The organism is Streptomyces durmitorensis, from assembly GCF_023498005.1.
Taxonomy (GTDB): domain Bacteria; phylum Actinomycetota; class Actinomycetes; order Streptomycetales; family Streptomycetaceae; genus Streptomyces; species Streptomyces durmitorensis.
In genome coordinates this window covers 9,182,317-9,208,289 of the sequence record NZ_CP097289.1, presented here as the reverse complement: position 1 = coordinate 9,208,289, position 25,973 = coordinate 9,182,317, and the positions used below count along the sequence as shown (strand labels likewise).

At 71.3% G+C, this 25,973-nt stretch carries 19 protein-coding genes; 6 read left to right on the top strand and 13 right to left on the bottom strand.

All coding sequences use genetic code 11. The features are described from left to right. Positions 1 to 79: 79 nt before the first annotated feature. Complete coding sequence (locus M4V62_RS40695) at positions 80 to 1,534, top strand: glyceraldehyde-3-phosphate dehydrogenase (protein ID WP_249592222.1); 1,455 nt, start codon at positions 80 to 82, stop codon at positions 1,532 to 1,534. Between the two features lie 65 nt (positions 1,535 to 1,599). On the opposite strand, the gene M4V62_RS40690 is transcribed toward M4V62_RS40695, so the two are convergent. The 4 genes from M4V62_RS40690 to M4V62_RS40675 all read right to left on the bottom strand — a co-directional run bounded on the left by M4V62_RS40690 (position 1,600) and on the right by M4V62_RS40675 (position 9,140). Continuing rightward, positions 1,600 to 2,862 (bottom strand): PucR family transcriptional regulator, encoded by a 1,263-nt coding sequence (locus tag M4V62_RS40690; RefSeq protein ID WP_249592221.1) that lies wholly within the window; start codon positions 2,860 to 2,862, stop codon positions 1,600 to 1,602. A 74-nt stretch (positions 2,863 to 2,936) separates the two neighbouring features. Beyond that, positions 2,937 to 5,546: a helix-turn-helix transcriptional regulator gene (locus M4V62_RS40685; RefSeq protein WP_249592220.1), complete on the bottom strand. Its 2,610-nt coding sequence runs from the start codon at positions 5,544 to 5,546 to the stop codon at positions 2,937 to 2,939. A 183-nt stretch (positions 5,547 to 5,729) separates the two neighbouring features. After that, on the bottom strand, positions 5,730 to 6,626 hold the full coding sequence (gene bdeA, locus M4V62_RS40680) for a bis(hydroxyethyl) terephthalate hydrolase (protein ID WP_249592219.1): 897 nt from the start codon (positions 6,624 to 6,626) through the stop codon (positions 5,730 to 5,732). A 171-nt stretch (positions 6,627 to 6,797) separates the two neighbouring features. Then, positions 6,798 to 9,140 (bottom strand): collagenase, encoded by a 2,343-nt coding sequence (locus M4V62_RS40675; protein WP_249592218.1) that lies wholly within the window; start codon positions 9,138 to 9,140, stop codon positions 6,798 to 6,800. A 345-nt stretch (positions 9,141 to 9,485) separates the two neighbouring features. On the opposite strand from M4V62_RS40675, the gene M4V62_RS40670 reads away from it, so the two are divergent. The 3 genes from M4V62_RS40670 to M4V62_RS40660 all read left to right on the top strand — a co-directional run bounded on the left by M4V62_RS40670 (position 9,486) and on the right by M4V62_RS40660 (position 13,844). Further along, positions 9,486 to 10,157: a GntR family transcriptional regulator gene (locus M4V62_RS40670; RefSeq protein ID WP_249592217.1), complete on the top strand. Its 672-nt coding sequence runs from the start codon at positions 9,486 to 9,488 to the stop codon at positions 10,155 to 10,157. A 120-nt stretch (positions 10,158 to 10,277) separates the two neighbouring features. Beyond that, positions 10,278 to 12,986 (top strand): discoidin domain-containing protein, encoded by a 2,709-nt coding sequence (locus tag M4V62_RS40665; RefSeq protein ID WP_249592216.1) that lies wholly within the window; start codon positions 10,278 to 10,280, stop codon positions 12,984 to 12,986. 72 nt (positions 12,987 to 13,058) lie between these two features. Next, entirely contained in the window at positions 13,059 to 13,844 is a 786-nt protein-coding gene (locus M4V62_RS40660; protein ID WP_249592215.1) for a class I SAM-dependent methyltransferase, read from the top strand. Here the strand turns inward: M4V62_RS40660 and M4V62_RS40655 are convergent. From M4V62_RS40655 to M4V62_RS40620, 8 genes are all read right to left on the bottom strand, one after another. After that, positions 13,801 to 14,427: a hypothetical protein gene (locus M4V62_RS40655; RefSeq protein ID WP_249592214.1), complete on the bottom strand. Its 627-nt coding sequence runs from the start codon at positions 14,425 to 14,427 to the stop codon at positions 13,801 to 13,803. The two genes, M4V62_RS40660 and M4V62_RS40655, sit on opposite strands and share 44 nt — an antisense overlap. 81 nt (positions 14,428 to 14,508) lie before the next feature. Beyond that, entirely contained in the window at positions 14,509 to 15,117 is a 609-nt protein-coding gene (locus M4V62_RS40650; protein ID WP_249592213.1) for a hypothetical protein, read from the bottom strand. Then, positions 15,114 to 15,980 carry a carbohydrate ABC transporter permease gene (locus M4V62_RS40645; RefSeq protein ID WP_249592212.1) on the bottom strand — a complete coding sequence of 289 codons (867 nt, stop codon included), beginning with the start codon at positions 15,978 to 15,980 and terminating at the stop codon, positions 15,114 to 15,116. The genes M4V62_RS40650 and M4V62_RS40645 overlap by 4 nt, the downstream gene beginning before the upstream one ends. Continuing rightward, positions 15,977 to 16,936: a carbohydrate ABC transporter permease gene (locus tag M4V62_RS40640; protein WP_249592211.1), complete on the bottom strand. Its 960-nt coding sequence runs from the start codon at positions 16,934 to 16,936 to the stop codon at positions 15,977 to 15,979. Before M4V62_RS40640 ends, M4V62_RS40645 begins: the two co-directional genes overlap by 4 nt. Beyond that, positions 16,933 to 18,216, bottom strand: a complete 1,284-nt coding sequence (locus M4V62_RS40635; protein WP_249592210.1) for an ABC transporter substrate-binding protein — start codon at positions 18,214 to 18,216, stop codon at positions 16,933 to 16,935. Before M4V62_RS40635 ends, M4V62_RS40640 begins: the two co-directional genes overlap by 4 nt. A 57-nt stretch (positions 18,217 to 18,273) precedes the next feature. Beyond that, positions 18,274 to 19,020 carry a cupin domain-containing protein gene (locus tag M4V62_RS40630; protein ID WP_249592209.1) on the bottom strand — a complete coding sequence of 249 codons (747 nt, stop codon included), beginning with the start codon at positions 19,018 to 19,020 and terminating at the stop codon, positions 18,274 to 18,276. Continuing rightward, positions 19,014 to 19,937, bottom strand: a complete 924-nt coding sequence (locus M4V62_RS40625; protein WP_249592208.1) for a DUF6807 domain-containing protein — start codon at positions 19,935 to 19,937, stop codon at positions 19,014 to 19,016. Before M4V62_RS40625 ends, M4V62_RS40630 begins: the two co-directional genes overlap by 7 nt. Next, complete coding sequence (locus tag M4V62_RS40620) at positions 19,934 to 21,055, bottom strand: Gfo/Idh/MocA family protein (RefSeq protein WP_249592207.1); 1,122 nt, start codon at positions 21,053 to 21,055, stop codon at positions 19,934 to 19,936. The genes M4V62_RS40625 and M4V62_RS40620 overlap by 4 nt, the downstream gene beginning before the upstream one ends. A 332-nt stretch (positions 21,056 to 21,387) precedes the next feature. Here M4V62_RS40620 and M4V62_RS40615 point away from each other — a divergent pair, with 332 nt between their 5' ends. Then, on the top strand, positions 21,388 to 22,743 hold the full coding sequence (locus M4V62_RS40615; protein WP_249592206.1) for a Gfo/Idh/MocA family protein: 1,356 nt from the start codon (positions 21,388 to 21,390) through the stop codon (positions 22,741 to 22,743). Between the two features lie 59 nt (positions 22,744 to 22,802). Here M4V62_RS40615 and katG read toward each other — a convergent pair whose 3' ends face one another. Then, positions 22,803 to 25,016, bottom strand: a complete 2,214-nt coding sequence (gene katG, locus M4V62_RS40610; protein WP_249592205.1) for a catalase/peroxidase HPI — start codon at positions 25,014 to 25,016, stop codon at positions 22,803 to 22,805. A gap of 476 nt (positions 25,017 to 25,492) precedes the next feature. On the opposite strand from katG, the gene M4V62_RS40605 reads away from it, so the two are divergent. Continuing rightward, positions 25,493 to 25,909 carry a Fur family transcriptional regulator gene (locus tag M4V62_RS40605; RefSeq protein ID WP_249592204.1) on the top strand — a complete coding sequence of 139 codons (417 nt, stop codon included), beginning with the start codon at positions 25,493 to 25,495 and terminating at the stop codon, positions 25,907 to 25,909. Positions 25,910 to 25,973 lie beyond the last annotated feature (64 nt).

Genomic DNA, 25,973 nt, shown 5'->3' with positions numbered 1-25,973 from the left:
GGGCAGGCGGCACCCATTGCAAGATCAAAAGTGGCATCGGGTTAGCATATGAGCGCCGCCTAGCTCGAAAGATAAACCTGTGACTGTCAATGACGACTCGTTCACCAACTGGAAGAACCGCGAGGAGATCGCGGAGTCGATGATCCCGATCATCGGGAAGCTGCACCGGGAGCGGGACGTCACCGTCCTGCTCCACAGCCGCTCCTTGGTGAACAAGTCGGTGGTCAGCCTCCTGAAGACCCACCGATTCGCCCGGCAGATAGCCGGTGAGGAACTCTCCGTCACCGACACGCTGCCGATCCTGCAGGCCCTCACCACGCTCGATCTCGGCCCTTCGCAGATCGACGTGGGCCTGCTCGCCGAGACGTACAGGGCCGACGACCGCGGCCTGTCGGTCGCGGAGTTCACCGCCGAGGCCGTCGCCGGCGCCACGGGCGAGAACAAGATCGAGAGCCGCGAGGGACGCGACGTCGTCCTCTACGGCTTCGGCCGCATCGGCCGCCTCGTCGCCCGCCTGCTCATCGAGAAGGCCGGTTCGGGCAACGGACTGCGCCTGCGCGCCGTCGTCGTCCGCCAGAGCGGCGGGCGGGACGTCGAGGACTTGGTCAAGCGCGCCTCGCTGCTGCGCCGCGACTCCATCCACGGCCAGTTCCAGGGCACGATCACCGTGGACGAGGCGACCAGCACGATCATCGCCAACGGCAACGCGATCAAGGTGATCTACGCCAACGACCCCTCCGAGGTCGACTACACGGCGTACGGCATCAAGGACGCCATCCTCATCGACAACACCGGCAAGTGGCGCGACCGCGAGGGGCTCTCCAAGCACCTGCGCCCCGGTGTCGACAAGGTCGTCCTGACCGCGCCGGGCAAGGGCGACGTCCCGAACATCGTGCACGGCGTCAACCACGACACGATCAAGCCGGACGAGCAGATCCTGTCCTGCGCCTCCTGCACCACGAACGCGATCGCCCCGCCCCTGAAGGCCATGGACGACGAGTACGGCGTGCTGCGCGGCCACGTGGAGACCGTCCACTCGTTCACGAACGACCAGAACCTCCTGGACAACTTCCACAAGGCCGACCGCCGCGGCCGCTCCGCGCCGCTCAACATGGTGATCACCGAGACCGGTGCGGCCTCGGCCGTCGCCAAGGCGCTGCCCGACCTGAAGGCGCCGATCACCGGCAGCTCGATCCGCGTCCCCGTCCCGGACGTCTCGATCGCCATCCTGAGCCTGCGCCTGGGCCGCGAGACGACCCGCGAGGAGGTTCTCGACCACCTCCGCGACATCTCGCTGCACTCGCCGCTGAAGCGACAGATCGACTTCACGACCGCCCCCGACGCCGTCTCCATGGACTTCGTCGGCTCCCGTCACGCGTCGATCGTCGACGCGGGCGCGACCAAGGTCGACGGCGACAACGCGATCCTCTACCTCTGGTACGACAACGAGTTCGGCTACTCGTGCCAGGTGATCCGCGTCGTCCAGCACGTCTCCGGGGTGGAGTACCCGACGTACCCGGTGCCGGTGGCCTGATACGGCGGCACGACCCCGCGGTGGGGCGGCAAGGGATTCCCTTGCCGCCCCACCGACGTTGCAGGTCAGTCGCCGAGCAGCCTGCGGGCCCCCAGGGCGAGCGAGAACTCCACGAGGTCGCCGACCCGGGTGAGGCTGCGCCCGGTCAGCTGCTCGACGCGGCGCAGCCGGTTGAGGACCGTGTTGCGGTGGCAGTAGAGGCGGGCGCCGGCGCGCTGCGCGGAGCCGTCGCTCTCCAGCCAGACGACGAGCGTGTCGAGCAGCAGGTCCCGGTCGGCGGGGTCGAGGGAGCGCAGCGGGCCAAGGACCCGCTCGGCGAGCGCCTCGGCCAGCTCGGGCGACGAGACGACGAGGGCGTCGGGCAGACGTTCGTCCAGGAGCACCGTGCCGCCGCTGCGGGGGCAGGCGCGCAGTGCCGTGTCGGCGAGGCGGCGGGCGTAGGGGACGGCGGCAAGGCCCTCCACGGGTGAGCCGATCCCCGCACGGGCTCCGGGCGGCAGGGAGAGACCGGCGCCGAGCGCGGACACCTCGGCCGCCGGGTCGCCTTCGGCGTCGCCGAGCAGGACCAGGGCGTACTGGACTCCGGGAGCACAGTGGCGCAGCGTCCGTGTTGCTGTCGGCAGGGTGACGCGGGTGTCCTCGCCCGCCACGGCGAGCACGGCGTACCACCCGTCCTCGGGCAGCCCCAGGACGTCGGCGGCGGTGGGCAGGTCGGTGAGGCGGGCGCTTCCGTCGAGGAGGCCCGCGGTGAGCAGCCGCAGCCGGTTCTCGTGCTGCCAGGCCATGCGGCGCTCGGTGCGGCGGTAGGCGTCGGCGACGACACCGCAGTGCTCGTCGACGAAGTTCCATACGTCCGTGGCGACATGGATGAGCAGCCCCATGTCGTCGGGGTTGCCGCGCGAGACCTCGTCGACCAGGCCCTGCCACACCATCGCCCCGCCGAGCCGGAAGGCGTGCAGCAGCGCGTCGAGCGGCAGGCCCCGTTCGGCGCGCGCCCCGGCGATCTGCATGGAGGTGCGGTGGGCGGCCTCCCTGGTCTCCCCCGGCTGGAGGAGCGAGGTGACGCTGTGCCGCAGCGAGCGGTGCACCTCCTGCCACACCTCGGTGGGGCGGGTCTCGATGTCCGCCCGGTAGACGGGCTCCTGCTCGCCCAGCTCGGCGACGAGCCGGTCGGTCATCGCGGCCAGGTCTCGCAGCAGGGCGCGGGCGGCCCGGTGCAGCACGGCGACGGCATCGGCGTCGAGGAGGGAGCGCGCTCCGGGTGCGAGGGGCGTGATGGCGGGCACTTCGTGCAGGGTCCCGACCCGTGACCGCAGGACGTGTGGCATGGGGCCTCCACGGGGAGTGTGCGCACTGCCGGATCTTCCGACGCCCGAAGAATGGCATACCGCCCAGTCGGTACCTAGAGGTGTGCGGCAATCTCCTCATCACGGTCCGGCAACCCGCCGTCACCCGCGAGCAGCCGCGAGAGCTCGACGCGGGAGCGTACGCCCAGCGCGGCGAAGACATTGCGCAGGTGGTGGTCGACGGTGCGGTGGCTCACCGAGAGCCGCACCGCCACCTCCCGGTTGGTGGCCCCCTCCGCCACGTGCCGGGCGATGCGCTGCTGCTGCGGGGTCAGTACCGCGAGGGGCCCCGGCCCCGGCTCCCCCGCCACCGCCTCGCCCGCGGCGCGCAGTTCACCGCGGCTGCGGTCCGCCCAGGCGCGCGCGCCGCACCGCTCGAAGCCGACGAGGGCGTCCCGCAGCGGATCGCGCGCCTCGCGGGTACGGCGCCTGCGGCGCAGCCACTGGCCGAACAGGAGCTGCGTACGGGCCCGTTCGAACTCGCCCGGCGAACGGTCGTGGAGCGCCAGTGCGCTCTCGTACGCCGCGGCCGTCTGCTGCGGTGGAGCCAACAGGGCGCGGCAGCGTGCCAGTTGGGCCGGGGCCAGGCCGTCGACAGTGACATCGGCCCAGCGGGCGAACTCCGCCGTGGCGCTGCGGGCCTCTGCCGTGCGCCCCGCCTGGACGGCCGCTTCCACGAAGCAGGGGACGGCCAGCATCCGCACGGCGAAGTGCCCGCGCCGCGGCCCCGGGGCGACCAGTGGGGCGAGCCGGGCCGCCGCGTCCCCCGGGCGCCCCGCGGCGAGGTCCGCCCGGGCGACCGCCCAGACGGCGAGCGTGGCGGCCTGGGTGAGACCGTGCGGTCCCGCGCCCGCCGCCGCGGCTGCCGCGTGCGCCGCGCAGGCGTCCGCGTCGCCCTCCACGGACGCCGCGAGGGCGAGGACGGCGTGCAGCGAGACCGCGACGTTGGGCTGCCCGATGCGGTGCGCGGCCCTGAGTCCTTCGAGGGCGTGCGCCCGCGCCCTGGTGTGGCGGCCCGCGCGCAGCTCTCCGTAGGCCAGGTGCTCCAGGGCACGCGGCAGCAGGACCTCGGGGCCATAGGCGCGTACGGCAGCGAGCGCTCGGGCGCCCGCCCCGCAGGCGGTCTCGACCTCGCCGACGACCAGGGCCGCGGCTCCGGCCCGCAGCAGCCCGGCCGGGTCGCTCGTGGCGGGCAGGTCCTCCAGGCAGCGGCGCAGCTGGGCGTGGCCCTCGGCGGTGCGGCCCGCGAGGACCGCGCACATCCCGGCGCGGTACGCCTCCAGGGGCGGGTCGTCCGCGCAGGCGGGGACGCGCGCCATGGCCTCACGGTAGGCCGCCGCGTCGCCCATCGCCCAGGCCGCCTCCGCCGCGCCGATCAGTGCGTGGCGGGCCGGTTCGGGCGGGAGCAGCAGGGCGGCGGTCAGCAGCTCCTCCCGGGCGTCGGCGGCGGGACCGTCGGCGAGGGACAGCAGTCCGCGCACCCGGTGGACGCCTCCGTGGGCGGGGGCGCCTGCGGTGCGGGCCAGCAGGGCGCGGGCCCGCACGGGGTCGCCTGCGAGCCGGGACGCTTCCGCCGCGGCGGCGAGCCGGTCGGTGCGCAGCGTCGTGTCGGCGGTGAGCGCGGCGGCGCGGGCCAGGGCGGCGGAACGCTCGGCGTGCGGGCGCGGTTCGGTCGCCGCCGCGGCGAGGGCTCCGGCGAGCGGGGCGTCGTGATCCCCTGCCGCGCAGGCCAGTTGGACCAGGCAGGAGAGGGGGTCGCGGCAGACGGCGGCGAGGCGGGCGTGGGCGGCTCTGCGGCGGGCGAGCGGGGCACGGCGCAGCACGGCTCGGCGCAGGAGCGGGTGGGTGAAGTGGACGCGCCCGCCCGCTCCGACGACCACGCCTGCGGCTTCGGCGGGTGCGAGTCCCGAGGGGGCGGCGCCGGCCCGCACCAGCAGGGCGAGGTCCGCGCCCGCACCGTCGGGTTCGTGCTCACCGGCCGCGGCGGCGAGCAGCAGCAGGGCGCGGGCGTCGGCGGGCAGTACGGCGATGCGGGCGGCGTAGTCGTCGAGGAGATCTTCTCCGCCGGGCAGGGGGTCGGGCAGCGGGGTACGTCCGGCCAGTTGGCCGGGGGTGAGGGCCGCGACGAGCGCGCGGAGCAGGCGCGGATTGCCCGCGGCCTCGCGGATCAGCCAGGCGGCGACGACCGGGTCCGCCGAGCCGCAGGTGAGCCGGTCGAGCAGCGCGGCGGCCGCGCTGTCGTCGAGTGGCCCCAGGTGCAGAGTGGCCAGTCCGCTCAACTCACCTGACCCTGCACGGTGTTCGGCGAGGGTGAGCAGTACGGCCACGGGTCTCTCGGCGGGCAGGAGGCGCAGGTCCGCCAAGAGGGCGGACCTGGCTGCCGAGGGCCAGGTGTGCGCGTCGTCGACGCAGACGAGCAGCGGGCCCTGCCGCGGCAGCGCCGTCGGCACGGTCAGCTGGACCGACGGGATGCCTGGCGCGCAGGTGTCCCGCGCGTGCTCCACGAGCGCGGTGCGGCCGAGGCCCGGCGGCGCGGTCAGGACGAGCACGCCGCCCCGCCCGGTCCGTAATCGCCCCACCAGGGCGTCCACGGCGGCGATTTCCTCGCGGCGGCCGTGGAGCTCGGGGGGCCTGAGCGTGCCGGGTACGGTCGTCGAAGGGGTCACGCCCGCACGTTACTTTCGCGTAACACGGCCCGGAAGCCCCGCGTCCGCACGGCTGGGCACGCCCCCAACGGTCGCCGCTTCCGGGTGTGCGCGGGCACAATGCCGGGGCCCCGGGACGACACACGTCGTCCGCCGCCGGCTGACCGGCGACGGACGACGGGCCCCCATGACGGGTCGTCAGGATCAGGAGGTGTGTGGGCAGTTGCCCCGGTACTCCTCGATCGTCAGGCTCGGCTGCGGCAGCGGGCAGAGGAACTGCTCGTAGCGGGTGTCGTTGTCGATGAACCGCTTCAGCCAGGAAATGCTGTACTTCGCGATCGTCGTGTTGGACGAGTTCGGTGTGAAGTGGGTGGCGCCGTTGAGCTCCAGGTACGCCTTGTCCAGGGAGCTGGGCAGCGACCGGTAGAACGGCTCGGAGTGGCTCGCGACAGGGGCTACGGTGTCGCCGTCGGCGCCGACGACGAGCGTCGGGGTCCGCAGCTCGGGCCAGGTCGTGTCGGTGTTCCAGCCGGTCAGCGGGATCGCCGCCTTCAGCGAGGTACGGCTCTTGGCGGCTTCCAGGGTTCCTCCGCCGCCCATGGAGTGCCCCATCACGCCGAGCCGGGAGGCGTCGATCCGGCTCCGCACCGAGCTCGTCTTGGTCAAGTAGTCAAGGGCGGAGAGGAGTTGGCGCCCCCGGCTGGAGGGCTGGTCGAGCGTGGTGAGGGTGTCGATGGTGAAGACCACGAAGCCCTGCGAGGCGAGCCGCGGGCCCAGCCAGGCGATGCTCGACTGGTAGGCGGTGAAGCCCGGGGAGATGACGACCGCGCCGAAGGTGCCGTCGGCGGTGGACGTCGGGTAGTAGACGGTGCCGCCGCCGAAGCCGGACACGCTCAGCGACGAGACGTTGGTCTGCGAGACGGCGTAGGAGCCGCGCGAGGCCTCGATGCTGGAGACGGACGGTTCGGGGCCGCGTTCGTAGGGATTGTCGGCGGCGGCCTGGGCGCCGGGCGCGAGGCCGGTGCCCAGGAGTCCTGCGGTGGCGACCGCGGCGGCCAGAGCGGCCCGCACCACGGGGCGGGAGAAGACGTGCAGGCGCACGGAGGGGTCCTCTCGATCGTGGCGGACCACGCGGGAGGAAGGAGATACGCCCCGGTGGAGACCGCCGTATTCGTTGGCGGTCCCCACCGTGGCGGTACTGACAGGGTGTCGACATCGGCGAAATCACCGGTGTCGCGGGAACGTGGGCCGCGTCAGCCGCTCAGGGGACCCTCAGCCGCGCAGGGGACCCTCGCAGGAGTAGTCCGCTGTACCGGCGCGCCCGTCGGTCCAGATGTCCACCTCTCCGAAGGCGCAGTTCATGTCGGTGAGGTTGTTGTCGCCGCCCGCCGCCCGGTCGAGGATGAAGGCGTCGACGGTCTCGGACATGTCCTTGAAGACGAGGTCCGGGTCGGCCGCGTCGCCGAGGTTCGCGGTGATCCGTCCGGTGCACACGAACCGCGGGCGCGCGGGGGCACTGGTGGAGCGGCAGTCGGGCGTGATGCCGGTCGTCGCGGTGAACGAGGTGCGGACCTGGTCGGCCGTGCTGTCGCGCAGCTGCCCGACGGGGACGTACTGGGTGTCGGGGACGAACAGGTCGTCGACGTGCGCGATCTGCTTGTCGAGGAAGGCGTCGTAGGCGCTCTGGAGCCCGGTGTCACGGCCGAGGCGGTCGCGCCAGGCGTCGAAGGCTCCCGGGTCGTCTGAGCGCAGGTGGCGGTACATCTCCTTGATCAGCGCGGGTCGTTCGGTCCACAGGAACTCGAAGAACGCGCCCGCGTAGTCGTAGAAGCGGAAGCCGTCCCCGTCGTAGGTGGCGTGCAGCAGCTGGTCCACGCTCATGCGCGGGCCGCCGTTCGCGGTGTCGTCGATGATGCCCTGGATCAGCGACTTGCGGACCTTGATGCCGTCGTCGCGCGTGGCGCCGTCGAAGAACTCCGCGGTGCCCTCGTCCATCGCGGTCGTCCGGTCGCCCTCGTACCACGGCCCCTCACCGAAGAATCCGGGCACCGCCCAGCGGCCGTTGAGGTAGTGCGTGTACTCGTGACGGAACAGCTCCTCGAGCGTCAGCGAGGAGTCCTGGGGCACGCGCCGCTGGTAGGTGTAGAAGGTCGCTCCCCTCTCGATGTAGACCCCGCCGTTGTCGGTGCCCATGCCGGTCAGGAGCGGGTGGAAGTTCTCGTAGTCGGCGCGCGAGGCGTACAGGACGGTGTTCAGGGTGGTGTTGGGGTCGCCGCCGAGCGGCTCCTGGGTGCCGACGACGCGGTGGAACTGGGCCTTGACCTGCTTGCTCGCGTAGTAGAGCTGGTCGACGGTGTCGCGGTCGAGGGCGGTGCGGACCTTCATTCCTCCCTCGTCGTACGCGTAGGTCTGCGGGAAGAGGCGGCGCTCGATGTCGTCCCTGCACACCTTGTACGGCTTGCAGGCGTCGAACTCGATGAGCCAGGTGACGACCTTCGCCCACGGCGCGCTGCCGTCACCGAAGTTACGGGCGGTGGTGTCGAGGAGCGGGCCGAGCCCGGCGACGATCTCGGCACGCAGGGCGTCGATCTGGCCGAACCGGCCGTACTCGCTCACCGCGTCGCGCACCACCCAGGCGTTGGTCCTGCCCTTGAGGTGGACGTACCCGCCGAACACCTTGAAGGCGGCGCGATAGGAAGCGTCGGCCGCCACCGCGGCACGGAAGGCGGCGTCCTGGTTGCCGGGGTAGACGCCGAGGTAGTTCAGGCTGAGTGCCGAGAGGGCGGCGCCGCCCCAGGAAGCGTCCTGGGCGGTGTCGGGGTGGGCGGCGTCCATCGTCGCCAGGACCCGCTTGACGAGCGGAAGTTGATGCTGGCGCAGCCCTGTCGCGCTGGCCGCAGTCAGTGCCTCACGGAGTGTCTCGGCGTTGGAGCGCGTGACGTCGAAGGCGCGGGCGGCCGTCCCGAAGGCGTCCACGGCCCCGCGCATGGCGGCCAGGGTCGCCGGGTCGCCGATGTCGACCTCGTCGTGCGAGAAGGCCTGGTAGGAGACCGCGTGCAGGTACGTGAACATCTCCAGCAGGTGACTGCCGTTGGTGCCGTCATGGGATGCGGCGAGCTGGGTGGCGCGCCGGGAGACGGCCTGGATGTGTGCGCGCGACATGACCGGGGCGAGGCGCTGGTCCCAGGTCCAGACGAGTCCGCGCAGACAGCCGTCGGCGGTCACGGCCGGGTCGGCGAGGAAGTCGACGAACTGCGCGGGCGACAGGCCGGTGACGCCGTCGAGGGTGCACGGCACCGACTTCTTGCCGACGGTGGCGCGGGGCACGTCGGCCGTGGCCTTCGCCTTCTTCGTACGCGGGCCGGGCACACGGCCGTCGGTGAGCGCGCCCGGGGCCGGAAGCTTCCAGGTGGCGGACTTCGGCGCGCTGCCTCGGCGGTCGACCCGGTCGGACGGGCTCGGCGCCTCGGGTCCCGACGCGGCGGGTGAGGCGGCGGCCGGGCGCGGGTCGGGAGTGGCGGCGTCCGCGCCGGCGATCGGCGCGGCAGTGGCGCACAGCGTCACGGATATCGCCGCGGCGACCACGGATCTGCGCAGGGTTCTGGGTTGGTGCACGACAGGCTCCTGGTGTGTGGGAGGTGAGGCAAGCAGTGCGTGCGTGATGGCGCGAAGGCACTTCCGGGACCTCCGACATCAACTGCCATGCGTTCAGCGGCACTTGAGGAGGGAGGGCCTGCGCCATGTGATGCGTAACGTAGTAATGTGAAATGGTACTGACAACCCCTCAGGCACCGGGATGCGTCCCAAGTCCCCTGCGGCACCCGCCCGTTCACCCAGCTCGTGCGCTCCACTCAGGCACACCGGACGCCGGGGATGGAACAACGTGACCTTGTACGCTGGTGAACCACTCGGGGCGGGCGCGCGGGCCACGACCTGCGGGGCCACGAAGGGATCACCACCATGGGCCACCTCCCACAGCGCACCCTCGTCACTCCCCGGGAGCGGCTGCGCGATCAGGTCGCCCACCATCTGCGGGCCGCGCTGATATCCGGCGAACTCAGGCCCGGCGAGGTCTACTCGGCGCCCGTTCTCGCCGAGGACTTCGGGATCTCCGCGACGCCCGTGCGCGAGGCGATGCTCGACCTGGCCCGCGAGGGCCTGGTGGAGCCGGTCCGCAACAAGGGCTTCCGGGTCACCGAGGTCAATGAACGCGATCTCGACCAGTACACCGAGATCCGCACGCTCATCGAGGTCCCCATGGTCGGCCGCATCACCCGCTCCGCGACCCGCGCGGACCTGGAGCGGCTGCGCCCCGTGGCCGATGAGATCGTGCGCGCGGCCCGCGACCACGACCTCATCGGCTACCTCGAGGCCGACCGGCGGTTCCACCTCTCCCTGCTCGCACTCGGCGGCAACGACCGGCTCGTCGAGACCGTCGGCGACCTGCGCAAGCGCTCCCGCCTTTACGGACTGACGGCGCTCGACGAGCGCGGCCGGCTGATCCCGTCGGCCCAGGAGCACATCGAGCTCTTGGACCTGATGGTGGCGGGCGACGCCGAGGGCGCGGAGCAGTGCATGACCCGCCATCTCGGGCATGTGCGCTCATTGTGGGCGCACGGCGCCAAGGAGTAGACGGGTGGACCTACTCGCGGGTTCGTTTGATTCTTCAACACATTGCGCGATTCGTTGACGCGGACTGTTCACATCTTTATGGTCGCCTGACCTTCCCCGGCGACCCCGCAACGGAGCACAATGAGGTCCCTCCCCCGCACGGCCCGGTTCATCGCACCCTTCCTCGTGGGTGTGCTCGCCGCGGCCGTTCCCCCCACCGCGGCGGCCGACATCGCGACCCCGAGAACCGAAGAGCCGACGACGCCCGCGCCTTCACCCCATGACGACTGGACGCTGACGTCGACCCGCATCGACGCGAAGGACACCTACCACGCCTTCGTCGGCAACGGCTATCTCGGCCAGCGCGTCCCGCCCAACGGAACCGGCTACGCAGCGTCCGACGCCAAGACCGGATGGCCGCTGTTCACCCCGCGCTACGACGGTTCCTTCGTCTCCGGGCTCTACGGCCACAACAAGGACACCACCGAGAACCGCCAGGTCGCCGCGGCCATCCCCACGTGGACCCCCCTCACGGTGTCCACCGGCGGACCCGCGTCCGAGACGTTCACCTCCGCGACGCCCGCCTCCCGGATCTCGCACTACCGGCAGAGCCTCGACCTGCGCCGCGGCCTGGTGCGGACCGAGCTCACCTGGACGGCCGCCGACGGGCGGGCCACCGACCTCGCCTACGACGTCCTCGCGGACCGCGACAACCCCCACGTCGGCGCCGTACGCCTTCGCATGACCCCGCACTGGAACGGCAGCGCGAAGGTCACCGACCGCATCGACGGCCGCGGCGCCCGGCGCATGACACCCACCGGCGGCGGCGCCCGCTCCGGAGGGCAGACCATGGCCGTGGGGTTCCGCACGGACGGCACGAAGACCGAAGGCGCGGTCGCGTCGACGCTGCGCGCGGGGCAGGGCGTGCGTACAGGAAATGAACAAACCTCAGCCGGCGCCCGCAAGTTGAGCGCCCATCAGTCCGTCGGTGTCCCAGTCCGCTCCGGCCGGACCTACGAGGTCACCAAGTACGTGGGCGTCGACACCGCACTGACCTCCCGCGCCCCCGAGCGCGACGCCGTCGCGGCCTCGCAGGATGCGGCAGGGCGTGGCTGGGACGCGTTGTTCAGCGGCCACACCGCCGCCTGGCGCAAGCTGTGGCGCAGCGACATCGAGGTGCGGGGACGGGGCGAGTTCCAGTCGTGGGTGCGGTCCGCCCAGTACGGACTGCTTTCCAGTACCCGCACGGGCGCGACCAACAGCATCTCCCCCACCGGCCTGAGCAGCGACAACTACGCCGGCCTCGTCTTCTGGGACGCGGAGACCTGGATGTACCCGGCGCTGCTCGCCGCCCACCCCGATCTCGCCAAGTCCGTCGTGGACTACCGCTACCGCACCCGGGCCGGCGCCCGTGCCAACGCCGAGAAGCTCGGCCACCCCGGTCTCTTCTACCCCTGGACCAGCGCGAGCAAGGGCGACCTCAAGTCCGAGTGCCACAGCGTGGATCCGCCGCACTGCCGCACCCAGAACCACCTGCAGAGCGACGTCGCCCTGGCGGCCTGGCAGTACTACCTCGCGACCAAGGACACCCACTGGCTGCGCACCCGCGGCTGGCCGGTGATCAAGGGAATCGCCGAGTTCTGGGCCGACCGCGCAACCCGCAACGCCGACGGCAGCTACTCCATCAAGGACGTCGCAGGGCCCGACGAGTACAGCAACGGCGTCGACGACGGCGTCTTCACCAACGCGGGCGCCGCCACCACCCTGCGCACCGCCGCCCGCACCGCGAAGATCCTCGGCGAGGACGCCCCCGCGAGCTGGCACACCGTCGCCGACAAGCTGCGCATCCCCTACGACAAGAAGAAGCAGGTCTTCCAGCAGTACGACGGCTACAAGGGCTCTGTGATCAAGCAGGCGGACACCGTGCTGCTCATGTACCCGCTGGAGTGGCCGATGTCGAAGCAGGCCGCCATCAACACCCTCGACTACTACGCGGCCCGCACCGACCCCGACGGCCCCGCGATGACCGACTCGGTGCACGCCATCGACGCTGCCGCCATCGGTGAACCCGGCTGCTCCGCGTACACCTACCTGGAGCGTTCCATCCGGCCCTTCGTACGCGGCCCGTTCGACCTGTTCTCCGAGGCGCGCGGCGACAAGGCGGGGGCCTCGGACCCCCTGTCGGGATCCCCGGCACAGAACTTCACGACCGGCCAGGGCGGCTTCCTCCAGGTCTTCACCAACGGCCTGACCGGGCAGCGGATGCGTGAGAACAGCGTGCGCCTCGACCCGATGCTGCCGCCGCAGCTGTCCCAGGGCGTGAAGCTCGACGGCCTGCACTGGCAGGGCCGTACGTACGACATCGCCATCGGGGCCCACGAGACCACCGTGCGCCTCACCCACGGAGAGCCTTTCGAGATCGAGACGCCGCAGGGCAAGCAGGTCGTCAGCCAGGGCGCGCCCGCGCACATCAAGACCCGCCGCCCGGACCTCGAGCCCACCGACAACCTCGCCAGGTGCCGTACGGCGAAGGCGACTTCGGAGCAGCCCGGCCAGTACGCGAAGGCCGCACTCGACGGCAACACCGCCACCGCCTGGGTTCCCGACACCGCCCGCGCGGGACTCACCGCGGACCTCGGCAAGGCCTCCCGGATCTCGAAGATCACCCCGCACTGGACGGACGTGAAGCCGACGAAGCACACCGTGCAGACCTCGCTCGACGGAAAGCACTGGAAGCACTGGGAGACCGCCGCACCGGACGCGGGCACGGCCCGCTACATCCGGGTGACGTTCACCTCGAAGGACGCGAAGAAGCCCGCGGGCATCCAGGAGTTGACCGTCGGCCGATAGATCACGGCGGAAGCGGCGGTGGAGGCACAAAGGAGTGCCGCCACCGCCGCTTCCGTTGTTAGCCTCCCAGGCGTGGCAGACGAGGCGTACGAGAACCCGAGGCTTGCGGCGCTCTACGATCCGCTCGACGCGGACCGCGGCGATCTGGACGTATACGCCGCCGTGGCAGCGGAACTGACGGCGTATCATGTACTTGACGTGGGGTGCGGCACGGGCACGTTCGCGCTGCTCCTGTCCGACCGCGGACTGCGGGTGACCGGCGTCGAACCGGCCGCCGCATCGCTCGACGTCGCGCGGTCCAAGCCCGGCAGCGAACGCGTGCGGTGGATCCACGGCGACGCGACCGTGCTCCCCGCGATGCGGGTGGACCTGGCCACCATGACCGCCAACGTGGCCCAGGCGATCGCGGACCCGGAGACATGGGAGGGCACCCTGCGCGGAATCCACGCCGCGCTGCGGCCCGGCGGCCACCTCGTCTTCGAGACCCGCGACCCGGCCAGGCGGGCGTGGGAGGAGTGGAATCGCGCCGCGACCCACCGCACGGTCGCCGTCGAAGGCGTCGGCGACGTCGAGACCTGGCTGGACGTCACCGACGTCACCTGGCCGCTGGTGACCTTCCGCAGCACGGTCGTCTTGACCGAGACGGGCGAGACCCTCACCTCCGACTCGACCCTGCGCTTCCGCGAACGCGACGAAGTGACCGCCTCCTTGACCGCGCACGGCTACGTGGTGGACGAGGTTCGCGACGCCCCGGACCGGCCGGGCAGGGAGCTCGTCTTCTTCGCCCGTCGCCCGGAGGTCCACGAGGACGAGGTCAGCGCAGCGTCATCCGATACGTCAGCGGCGAACGTCCGGTGATCAGGACCCGGATGCCGTCCGGGGTGAGGGAGCCGTTCATCCAGGTGTAGCGCTCCCCCGGCTCGACCACGGGCGGCTGCTTGCCGCCCTTTCCGTTGCCGGGGCCGAAGGTGATCCGGTCGTCGCCGACGGTGTAGGTGGCCTCGCCGCTGACGAGCTGGTAGGTGTCGTCGGATCCGGCGACCGGCTCCAGGCCGTCGCCCGACAGCTCCCCGCCCCGCCGGAAGCACAGCTCAAGGGCCAGCGGCACAGCGGCCTCGGACACGTCGAAGGACAGCTCCCAGCCGCCGCCGTCCGTCTCGCGCACCAGGATCTCGGTGCGCAGGGTCCGGTACTCCCCCGGCCGGTGCGGGAAGTCCATCGCCGACCAGAAGCGCCCGTCGTCGGTGAGCGGGTAGAGCCCGTCCTTGCGCCGGTGGCGGCGCGGCAGCGGCTGGTGGAACGCCGCGCGGACCTCCGCGTGCAGCCGCCACGCGTCGCCCCGCCGCTCAAGCCCCTCGGACCGGAAGGGCCCGAGCGAGAAGAACTGCGGGGCAAGACGCAGCGAGTCGAGGATCCTGCGGGGGCTGTTCGGGTCGGCCACCGTCCGCCGCAGCCGCCGTGCGGCCGGAGATCCCCGCGGCCGTGGCCGTGGCGGAGGTGGCGAGGAAGGTCCTGCGAGCGATCACGCTGTCTCCCCATGGGGCATGCGTACGTGGTGGCGTACGTCGATGGCGGTGAGCGCCAGGGCCAGCGGCCCGGGCACGAGGAACGCGAGCGGCAGCATCATCCAGGCGCACAGCACGGCCGCCGCCAGGGCGAGCAGGACCAGGAGGCTGCCGCCCACGTCCCGCGCCGCGTCACCGGCGGCGCCGCGCACCGCGGCACGCCAGTCGCCGAGCGCTTCGGGGCGGGCACAGGCGCGCAGCCCCACGACCACGGCGCACGCTCCGATCGCCGCGGCCGTCACGGCGAAGACGCGGGCCCCCGGCAACCCCACCCCGGCCAGGGCCAGATCGGCGGCGAACAGCAGCACCCCGGCGAGCACGACCGCCCCCGCGGCGAGGTCACCGGCACGGAACCTCTGCCGCAGCAGCACCAAGTACCGCCTGGCCGTGGTGGGTTGACCATCCCCCGTGCCGCGCACGACCGCGCAGGCGGTGGAGAGCGCCGCCGGAGCGGTGATCAGGGGCAGACAGGCGAGCGCCGTGACCACGCCCAGGGCCAGCACATCCGCGAACAAGGTCATCCGCGGCCCGAAGATCACGCCCGGCTCGCGGGTCCGCGCGCTCATCCCTTGACCCCGGAGTTGGCCATGCCCTCGACCAGGAAGCGCTGGAAGGCGAGGAAGAACAGCACGATCGGCAGGAGCGCGATCACCGACATGGCGAACATCGGGCCGAACGCCGACTGGCTGGAGGCATCCACGAACGACCGCAGCGCCAGTGTCAGGGTGAACTTCTCCGGCGAGAAGAGATAGATCAGCTGGGTGAAGAAGTCGTTCCAGGTCCAGATGAAGGTGAAGATCGCGGTGGTGATCAGCGCGGGCCTGGTGAGCGGCAGGACGACCAGGAAGAAGCTCCGGAACGGGCCGCAGCCGTCGATCCTGGCGGCTTCCTCCAGCTCACGCGGCAGACCGCGCATGAACTGCACGATGAGGAAGACGAAGAAGGCCTCGGTGGCGAGGAACTTCGGCAGGATCAGCGGCCAGTAGGTGTTCACCATGCCGAGCTGGTTGAAGATGATGTACTGCGGGATCAGGACCGCGTGGTGCGGCAGCATGATCGTCGCGATCATGAAGGCGAACAGCGGGCCGCGGAAGCGGAACCGCAGCCGGGCGAAGGCGTAGGCCGCGAGCGAGCAGCTCAGTACGTTGCCGATGACCGCGCCGCCCGCGATCAGCAGGGAGTTGGAGAGCAGTCGTCCGACGGACACGTCGTCCACGCCGTCGAGGGCGGTCGAGTAGTTCGACCACTCCAGCTTGCTCGGCAGCAGGTTCAGGCTCGCGATCACCTCGTCGGCGGGCTTGAGCGAGGTGGCGACGAGCCAGGCCAGCGGGTACAGCATCACCAGGAGCGCGGCCAGGCATCCGGCGTGCAGCGCCACCCGGCGCCAGGGAAAGGACCGACGGCCCACGGTGGTTGCGGTGGTGGTCATCGCTCCCCCTCGTTCGCGTAGAAGACCCAGGAGCGCGAGGTGCGGAAGAGCACCGCGGTCACGGCTCCGATGGCGAGCAGCAGGACCCAGGCCATGGCGGAGGCGTAGCCCATGTGGGAGGCGACGAAGCCACGGTCGTAGAGGTAGAGCGTGTAGAAGAGGGTGGAGTCGGCGGGGCCGCCCTTGCCGCCGCTGACCGCGAAGGCGGGGGTGAAGACCTGGAAGGCCTGGATGGTCTGGAGCACCAGGTTGAAGAAGAGCACTGGTGACAGCATCGGCAGCGTGATGGAGATGAACTGCCGCTTGCGGCTCGCCCCGTCCACCGACGCCGCTTCGTAGAGCTCGACGGGGATCTGCTGGAGACCCGCAAGGAAGATCACCATGGGGGCTCCGAACTGCCAGACCGTCAGCAGGGCCACGGCCAGCAGTGCCCAGCCGGGCTTGTTGACCCAGCCGCCGGTGTGGATGCCGATGTCGGACAGGAGGTTGTCGACGGTGCCGCCGTCGTTGAAGACCGCCCGCCACACCAGGGCGATCGACATGGAGGCGCCGAGCAGCGAAGGGGCGTAGAAGGCCGACCGGTAGAAGGACTTGCCGCGCTTCATGGACTTCAGGGCGAGCGCGACGGCGAGGGCGAGCGCCAGTTGCAGGGGCACGGCGATCACGACGTACATCAGGGTCGCGCCGACCGAGCGCCAGTAGCGCGGGTCCTCGGTGAACATCTGGACGTAGTTGCGAAGGCCCACCCAGCGCGGGGCGTTGAACAGGTCGTAGTCGGTGAAGGAGAGATACAGCGAGACGGCCATCGGGAGCAGCGTCAGGACGACGGCTCCGAGCACCCAGGGCGAGAGGAACACCCAGGCTGCGCCCTCGCGTCGGATCCTGCCGCGCTGCTGCCGCGGTGGCGCGGGGCTCTTGGCGCGCGCGGGCTTCGCGGGGATGTCGGTGGTGGTCATGACCTCAGCTCCGCCTTCGCCTCGGTGATGAAGTCCTCCGCGGCCTCGCGGGGTGTCATCTGCTCGAACGACACCTGGTCGTAGTCGCGCTGGAAGGTGGTCTGCAGGGAGGTGTCGCCGCTGGGCGGGGCCTTCGGCGGTGTCCTGAGGCTGCCGTCGACGGAGTCCTGGTAGTCGGCGACGACCTTGTCGAAGTCCTTGAGCTGGGGGCCGATGTCGTCTCGGATCGGCTCGTTGACGGGGATGCCGCGGGAGGCGCCGAGGATCGCCGCCGCCTTCTCGTCATTGATCATGAAGTCGATGAACTCGGCGGATTCCTCAGGGTGTTCGGTGGTGGCCGCCGCGCCCATGAACATCGAGGGCTTGAAGTACTGGCCGGGCGTCCCGTCCGAGCCCGAGGGCATCGGGGCGAGGGTCAGGCCTTCGCCCACGATCGCCGTGAATCCGCTGGAGGGCGCGTCCCAGTTGAAGTCGGCGACCGCCTTGCCGCGGGCCAGCGGCTGGTTCTCCACCGACCCGTCGAGCTGCGTGGTCTGCTCGGCGGACGACACCGCGCCCGCGCGCCGCAGCTTGTCGGTGAAGGTCCACCAGCGGGTGAGGTCGTCGGCCGTGAAGCCGAGGTCGCGGTCCTTCGTGTACAGCGACTTGCCCTGGCCGCGCAGCCACACCTCGAAGCAGTCCTCGCTCTGTCCGGGGTCGATGGAGCCGGGCTTGCCTGCCTTCTTCGCCAACTCCCGCATGGCGTCGGCCCATTCGTCCCAGGTCCAGCCCTTGCGCGGGAGCGCCACCCCTGCCGCCTTCCACTGCTCGGCGTCGTACACGACGGCCTCGGTGCCGCGCCCCTGCGGGATCGCGTACTGGGTGCCGTCCACGACGCCGGTGGCGAGGAGGCCGGAGTCGATCGCGTCCGTGCGCAGGGCCTTCTTCTGCTTCCCCAGGTCGAGCAGGATGCCGCCGGACGCGTACTGGTCGATCTGCCGGTAGTCGAGCTGCATCACGTCGGGCGCGTCGCCGCCCGCGGCCTGGGTGGCGAGCTTCTGCTTGTACGCCTCGTAGCCGGCGAACGAGGTCTGCACCGTGACCCCGGGGTGCTCCTTCTCGAACAGCGCGACGGCTTCCTGAGTACGGGCCGCCCGGTCGGGGTTGCCCCACCAGGTGTAGCGCAGAACGGTCCTGCCGCCGCCGCTCGATTCGTCCGAGCCGCCGCAGCCGGTGAGCAGCACGCTGAGCGTGAGCACCGCGACCGTCGCGCAGGACCACTTCGTCCTGTTTCCGGGCATGCCGAAGACACCTCTCCTCTCTGGTTCCTTGACGGGCTTGTCTGGTGAAGGCTGCAGCTATGCGCCGTGGTACGGGAGCGTGGTGCCCGGCAGTTCGTATTCGTCGCGGCGCCCGCACATGCCGTAGCCGCCGATGCGGGAGGGGCGGCTGTCGTACGAGCCCGATCCCGCGAGGTGGTCGGGGCTGCCGGCCTCCAGCGCGTCGAGCTGCGCGCCGGTGCGCTCGGCGGTGGCGAGGGCGCCGGCCCGCCACAGTTCGCGCCAGGTGGGGACCTTGTCCCGCACGAGCCGGGCCGCGGCCTGCTGGAACTCCAGGTAGGGGCCGTTGTCCCCGGCTTCGAGCGCCTCTCGCAGCGGCAGATAGCCCTCGACGGCCAGGTCGCGGCGCTTGCGTGCGGCGGCTTCCGCCTCCGGCCCTTCCTTCGCGGGGAGCTTCGCCGTGGCGGCGTACCGCTCGGGGTCGGCGAGCACGTCGGGCGGGAAGGTGAAGACGGCGTCCCCGGCCTCGGGCAGGCCGCTGTTCTGCATCAGGACCGTGATCCGCAGGTCACCGCCCTGGACCATGCGGTGCACGGTGCCGGGGGTGAACCACGCGACCGAACCCGCTTCCAGGGGGACCTCGCGGTAGCCGTCGGGGCTGAGCGTCTGGACGGCGCCGCGGCCACCGGTGACGACGTAGGCCTCGGTGCACACGAGGTGCAGATGCGGGCTGCCGCCGCACACGCCGTCGGCGGCCTCCCAGTCATAGGCGCTCAGGTGCGAGAGGCCGACGGCTCCGGGCAGGGGGTGCGGAAGGCTCACCATGACAGGCCCTTCAGGTGGGTGGCGACGCGGTCGCGGTCCCAGGCGCCGTCGGCGACCACGACGCGGTAGCGGTAGGTGAAGGAGGCGCCGGGCGGCAGCGCGAACTCGTCGAAGAACGCCCAGGAGAAGGCGACGGTCGGGATGGGTTCGGAGCGCACGAACCAGTGCGAGTCGTGGATCGCGCTCGACGCGTCGAGGTTCTCGGGGGCGTGCGCGAAGACGAGGGTGGAGTGTGCGTCGACGTCGTCGTGCTCGGCGGTGAAGGCGAGCCAGGGCCCCTGGGTGCCCATCAGCTGCGCCGCGTCCTTCTCGTCGTCGGGGCCGAAGGCGTCACCGCCGGTGAAGTCGCGCGGCCCGCGCCACTGCAGGCCCGTGTATCCGGCCATGTCGCGTCCCGCTGTGGTCGGCGAGCCGAAGCGCAGGGGTTCGTCACGGACGTTGGTCAGACGGATCGACCAATCCAGGGCCCATGATCCGGCCTGCTCGTCGACGGAGTGGACGGTGATGCCGCGCTCTTCCCTGGCCCATTCCCGGCCGCCGTTCTCGATCCAGGTGAGCTCTTCGACGAGGCTGAGTCGGTCGTCCTCGACGTCCAGGGCGGAGAAGCCGTCGTGGCGCATGGAACCGACCCGCTCCGGCAGGCGCAGATAACCCTCGCCGTGGACATAGCAGTTGCCGCCCCAGAAGTTCTGCCCCGACAGATGACTGGCGGTCATCTGGAGGCCCTTGTGCCAGCGGTGGTCGTTCGGGCGGTATCCGGAGACCTGGTGTCCGGCCAGGGTGCGCAGCGGGTGGATGTAGGGCTTGCGGGCCTCGAAGGGGTCCGGGTCCGGCGCGTAGACGTAGCTGAGCAGCTCGACGCCACCGGCCTTGACCGTGATCCGCTCGCCGTGGGTGTGGGTGACCTGAATCGTCATCGCTTGGGGCTCCAGTCGGGGTGGCCGCCGTGCATGGCCGGGTAGTAGGGGTCACCGGCGGCGATCTCGCCCGCGAGCACCGGCTGTCCGGTGAACGCCGACTTGTAGAGCGCGGCGGCGAATTCGAGGGTGCGGCGGGCGTCGGAGCCGCTGCCCGGCGGCCGTACGCCCTGCTCGTACGCGTCGAGGAGGGCACCGAGCTGGGCGGCGTGCGAGCTGGGTACGTCGGCGGCGGGCGTGCGCCAGGCGTCGGCGCGCTCGGCGTCGACGTGCGGGGCCGGGGTGTAGACCCAGTCGTCGTTGGAGTGCCCGTACAGGTGGGTGAGTTCGACGGTCGCGTCGGCGCAGTCGACGCGGATGCGGCTGACCTCGTCCGGGGACAGGACGCTGTTGACGACGGTGGCGAGCGCGCCGTTCTCGAACCGCACCAGGGCGGTCGAGACGTCCTCGCTCTCGGTGTCGTGGACGAGGCGGGCCGCCATGGCGCGGATCTCGGTCCAGTCGCCGAGCAGGTGCAGGAGCAGGTCGAACTGGTGGATGCCGTGCCCCATGGTGGGGCCGCCGCCCTCGCTCTCCCACCGGCCGCGCCACGGCACCGCGTAGTAGGCGCTGTCCCGGTGCCAGGTGGTCTGGCAGTGCGCGACCCGGGGTGCGCCCAGCTCGCCGCCCGCGATCAGTTCGCGGGCGTGGACGGCGCCCGAGCCGTAGCGGTGCTGGAAGACCACGGAGGCGTACGTTCCCGATGCCTGCTCGGCGGCGGCGATCTCGTCGTACTCGGCGAGCGAGAGACACAGCGGCTTCTCGCACAGCACCCACGCGCCCGCCTTCAGGGCGGCCACGGTCTGCTCCCGGTGCAGCGAGGGCGGTGTGCCGATCAGGACCAGGTCGGGGCGGACCGCGTCGAGCATCGCGTCGAAGTCCGCGTAGCCCTCGACGTCTTCCATGCCCGTCTCCTCGGCCTCCGCGCGGAAGGCGGTGAGCCTGGCCGGGTCGACGTCGACGGCGGCTCTCAGCTCGATCCGGTCGGAGTGGGCCCGCAGGGCGGGCAGATGACTGCCGGTCACGATGCCGCCGGTGCCGACGACCGCGGCACGTAGACGGGTGGGGGTGGAGGACATACGGTCTCCTCGAACGAGCTTAGAAAGCGCTTGCACTGGGGCCGACCCTAGGCACCGCGGGAATGTCAGGACAAGACCTCGGAGCCGAAAACTGAATCGACTCAATATGTGGACAGCGAACGTTGCCCGAACGCCGCCCACCACCCCCGCGCCGACCAGGATCTTCATCCGCGCCGGTGGAGATCCCTCAAGTCGGCGGCGCATCCCGTTCGTTCGGGCCCTCTTGCCCGGCGCGGTCGCACCTGCAACGGTTGCCGCGCGATCACCGCCTCCCCCGTGCCGCCCCGCATCCGGACATCCCGCACCCTCCACCTCCCCGAACGGAATCCCGCATGCCCTTCGCCGCCCCGCGCCGTCGCCGCTGTGCCGTGGTGGGACTCGGCGCCCGCGCCCAGCTCTTCACCGAGGCGCTCGCCGGTCCCTACGCGGACCGGATCGAGCTGGCCGGTTTCTGCGATGTCAACGCGCACCGCATGGCCGTCCACAACGGCTGGATTGCGTCCGCCCACCCCGGCCGCCCGCCCATACCCACGTACTCCGCGGACGACTTCGAGGAGATGCTGCGCCGCGAGCGCGTCGATCTCGTCGTGGTGTGCACGGTCGACCACCTGCACGACCACTACATCGTGCGGGCGCTCGAAGCGGGCTGCGACGTGGTCACCGAGAAGCCGATGACCACGACCGCCGAGCGCGCCCGGCGCATCCTCGACGCCCAGCGCCGCACGGGCCGCGAGGTCCGCGTCGCCTTCAACTACCGCTACAACCCGGTGCATTCGGCCGTGCGCGAGCTCCTGGCGGACGGTGAGATCGGCGAGGTCGGCTCGGTGCACTTCGAGTGGCTGCTCGATCTGCGCCACGGCGCCGACTACTTCCGCCGCTGGCACCGCGACAAGGCGAACTCCGGCGGCCTGATGGTGCACAAGGCCACGCACCACTTCGACCTGGTCAACTGGTGGCTGGGCGCGCAGCCGGAGACCGTCTACGCGCAGGGCGGGCTCTTCTTCTACGGCGACGAGGCGGGCGACCGGCGTGGCCTGGCCCGCGACTACACCCGCGCCCATGGCTCCACCGCCGCCGATGGCGACCCCTTCGCCATCCGTCTCGCCGACTCGTCCGTGCTCAGCGCCCTGTACCTGGACGCGGAGGCGGAGGACGGCTACCACCGCGACCAGAACGTGTTCGGGCCCGGGGTGAGCATCGAGGACGACATGGCGGTCCTCGTGCGCTACTCCTCCGGCGCGACCCTCACGTACCACCTCACCGCGTACGCGCCCTGGGAGGGCTATCGGATCGCCTTCAACGGCAGCGAGGGGCGCGTCGAACTCCTCGTGGAGGAGTCCACCTGGACCCGGCCCGATGTGCGGACCGACGGGGCGAGCGCCGTCCTGCACGGCGCGGCGGTCGGGGACGAGGCAGGGCGCACCCAGCTCCTGGTGCGCCGCTCCTGGGAGGAGCCCCGGGAGGTGAAGGTGCCCACGGGAGAGGGCGGGCACGGCGGCGGGGACGTGCGCATGCTGGCCGATCTCTTCGGCGAGCGGGCGCCCGGTGACGCGGACTCCCTGGGCCGGGCGGCGGACGCGGGCGACGGAGCCCGCTCGCTCGCCACGGGCCTCGCCGCGAACCGTTCCTTCGTCACGGGGCTTCCGGTCGACGCCCGGCGCCTCATGGACAGCAAAGGCGACAGCTGAAACGGCGTCCGGGCCGGCCCGCGTGGGCGGCCCGGACGCCGCGTCCAGAGGTGTCGGACTCAGACGAGGTCGAACCGGTCGAGGTTCATGACCTTGTCCCAGGCCGCGACGAAGTCCTTCACGAACTTCTCCTTGGCGTCATCGCTCGCGTAGACCTCGGCGAGCGCGCGCAGCTCGGAGTTCGAGCCGAAGACGAGGTCGGCACGGGTGCCGGTCCACTTGACCGCGCCGTTCGCGTCACGGCCCTCGAACTCGTCCTGCGCCGCGGACGTCGACTTCCAGGTCGTGCCCATGTCGAGCAGGTTGACGAAGAAGTCGTTCGACAGGGTGCCCGGCTTGTCGGTGAACACGCCGTGCTTCGACCCGGCGTGGTTGGCGCCCAGGACGCGCAGACCACCGACGAGGACCGTCAGCTCGGGCGCGCTCAGGGTCAGCAGGTTCGCCTTGTCGATCAGCAGGAACTCGGCCGGCAGACGGTTGCCCTTGCCGGCGAAGTTGCGGAAGCCGTCGTTGGTCGGCTCGAGCGCGGCGAACGACTCGACGTCCGTCTGCTCCTGCGTGGCGTCGACACGGCCCGGTGTGAACGGCACCGCGACCTGGACGCCGCCGTCCTTGGCCGCCTTCTCCACCGCGGCGGAGCCGCCGAGGACGATCAGGTCGGCCAGCGAGACCTTCTTGGCGCCGGAGTTGAAGGACGACTGGATGCCTTCGAGGGTGCGAAGGACCTGCGCGAGGTCGTCCGGGTTGTTGACCTCCCAGCTGCGCTGCGGCTCCAGGCGGATACGGCCGCCGTTGGCGCCACCGCGCTTGTCGCTGCCGCGGAAGGAGGACGCCGCGGCCCAGGCCGCCGAGACGAGCTGCGCGGTCGTGAGGTCCGAACCGAGGATCTGCTCCTTGAGCGATGCGATGTCGGAGGCGTCGACCGGCTCGCCCTCGGCCTCCGGCAGCGGGTCCTGCCACAGCAGTACCTCGGAGGGCACCTCCGGGCCGAGGTAGCGCACGATCGGGCCCATGTCACGGTGCGTCAGCTTGTACCAGGCGCGGGCGAACGCGTCCGCGAACTGGTCCGGGTTCTCGTAGAAGCGGCGGGAGATCTGCTCGTAGACCGGGTCGAAGCGCAGCGACAGGTCGGTGGTGAGCATCTGCGGGCGGTGCTTCTTCGACGCGTCGAAGGCGTCAGGGATGATCGCCTCCGCGTTGGTCGCCACCCACTGGTGGGCACCCGCCGGGCTCTGGGTGAGCTCGTAGTCGTACTCGAAGAGGTGCTTGAAGAAGTCGTGGCCCCACTTGGCGGGCGTGGTGGTCCAGATGACCTCGAGACCGCTGGTGATCGCGTCCTTGCCCACGCCGGTGCCGTGGGAGTTCTTCCAGCCGAAGCCCTGCTGCTCCATGGGCGCGGCCTCGGGGTCGTCCCCGACGGCCTCGCTCGGTCCCGCGCCGTGGGTCTTGCCGAAGGTGTGGCCGCCCGCGATGAGCGCGACGGTCTCCTCGTCGTTCATCGCCATGCGGCGGAACGTCTCGCGGATGTCGCGGGCCGCGGCGACCGGGTCCGGATTGCCGTTGGGGCCCTCGGGGTTGACGTAGATGAGACCCATCTGGACGGCACCCAGCGGGTTCTCCAGCTCACGGTCGCCGGTGTAGCGCTCGTCGTCGAGCCAGGTGGTCTCGGGACCCCAGTAGACGTCCTCGTCGGGCTCCCAGACGTCGGCGCGGCCGCCGGCGAAGCCGAAGGTCTTGAAGCCCATCGTCTCCAGGGCGACATTGCCGGTGAGGACCAGGAGGTCGGCCCAGGACAGGCTCTGGCCGTACTTCTGCTTCACCGGCCAGAGGAGCCGGCGGGCCTTGTCGAGGCTGACGTTGTCCGGCCAGCTGTTGAGCGGGGCGAAGCGCTGCTGCCCGGCACCGGCGCCGCCGCGGCCGTCGCTGATGCGGTACGTGCCCGCGCTGTGCCACGCCATGCGGATCATGAGCGGGCCGTAGTTGCCGAAGTCGGCGGGCCACCAGTCCTGCGAGGTGGTGAGGACCTCGGCGATGTCCCGTTTCACGGACGGCAGGTCGAGGGTCTTGAACGCCTCGGCGTAGTCGAACTCCTCGCCGAGAGGGTTGGACACGGCGGGGTTCTTGGCGAGGATCTTCAGGTTGAGCCGCTCCGGCCACCACTGGCGGTTTCCACCGCCCTGGGTCGGGTGCGGCGCGCGACCGTGCGCGACCGGGCAACCGCCGGTCTCTTCCGGCTCGGGGTCGGTGACGATCGCGTCATGGTTGTCAGTCATGGGAATCCTTCCGGACGGGGCGGATCACGGTGCTCAGGAACTGCGAACGGCAGATCAGTCGGGGGCGCCCAGGGACGGCACGGGCCTGGTCGGCCGAGAAGCCGAGGGCGCGGTGGTCACCGCCCAAGGGCCGGCGCGGGCGTGAACGGTACGCCCGCGGTCGACATGGGCAGGCTTCTTCAGGAGAGCCGGGTCCTGGGCCGGTTCCAGGCGGAGCTGGATCGGTTCCAGGCCGAGGACGACCACCCGCTCGCCGGACTGTTTCTCCGCGAGCGGGGCACTGGATGTCGGGGCGAACGCACCGGATGCCGGGGCGAACGGACCCGTCTCCTGAAGTCACGTGCTGTTCCCTGCTGTTGCCCTGTCCCTTGGCCGTCGGCCGGAACTGATCCTACGATGGACGAAGTCCAAGTCAATACGACAGACGGGGCCGTACGAATTCAGTCGTCGGACGACGCACAGTTAGGCTGGTAAGCATGAGCGATCTCCTGGAACGGCTCCGCGGACGAGGCTGGAGGATGACCGCTCAGCGCCGGGTGGTCGCCGAGGTGCTCGACGGCGAACACGTCCACCTCACCGCGGACGAGGTGCTCGCGCGCGCCACCGCCCGACTGCCGGAGATCTCCCGCGCCACGGTCTACAACACCCTCGGTGAACTGGTCACCCTCGGCGAGGTGATCGAGGTGTCGACAGGCCGCGCGAAGCGGTACGACCCGAACGCCCACCACCCCCACCAGCACCTGGTCTGCTCGGGCTGCGGCGCGATCCGGGATGTCCACCCCGCGGGCGACCCGCTGGCCGAGCTACCGCCCTCCGAACGCTTCGGCTTCACGGTCTCCGAGGCCGAGGTGACCTATCGAGGGCTGTGCCCGGACTGCGTCGCTCGGGGGTGAGCCGGCACGTCAGAAGCCCCCGGCCCGACATCCGGACCGGGGGCTTCTGAACACCGGGGGCTTC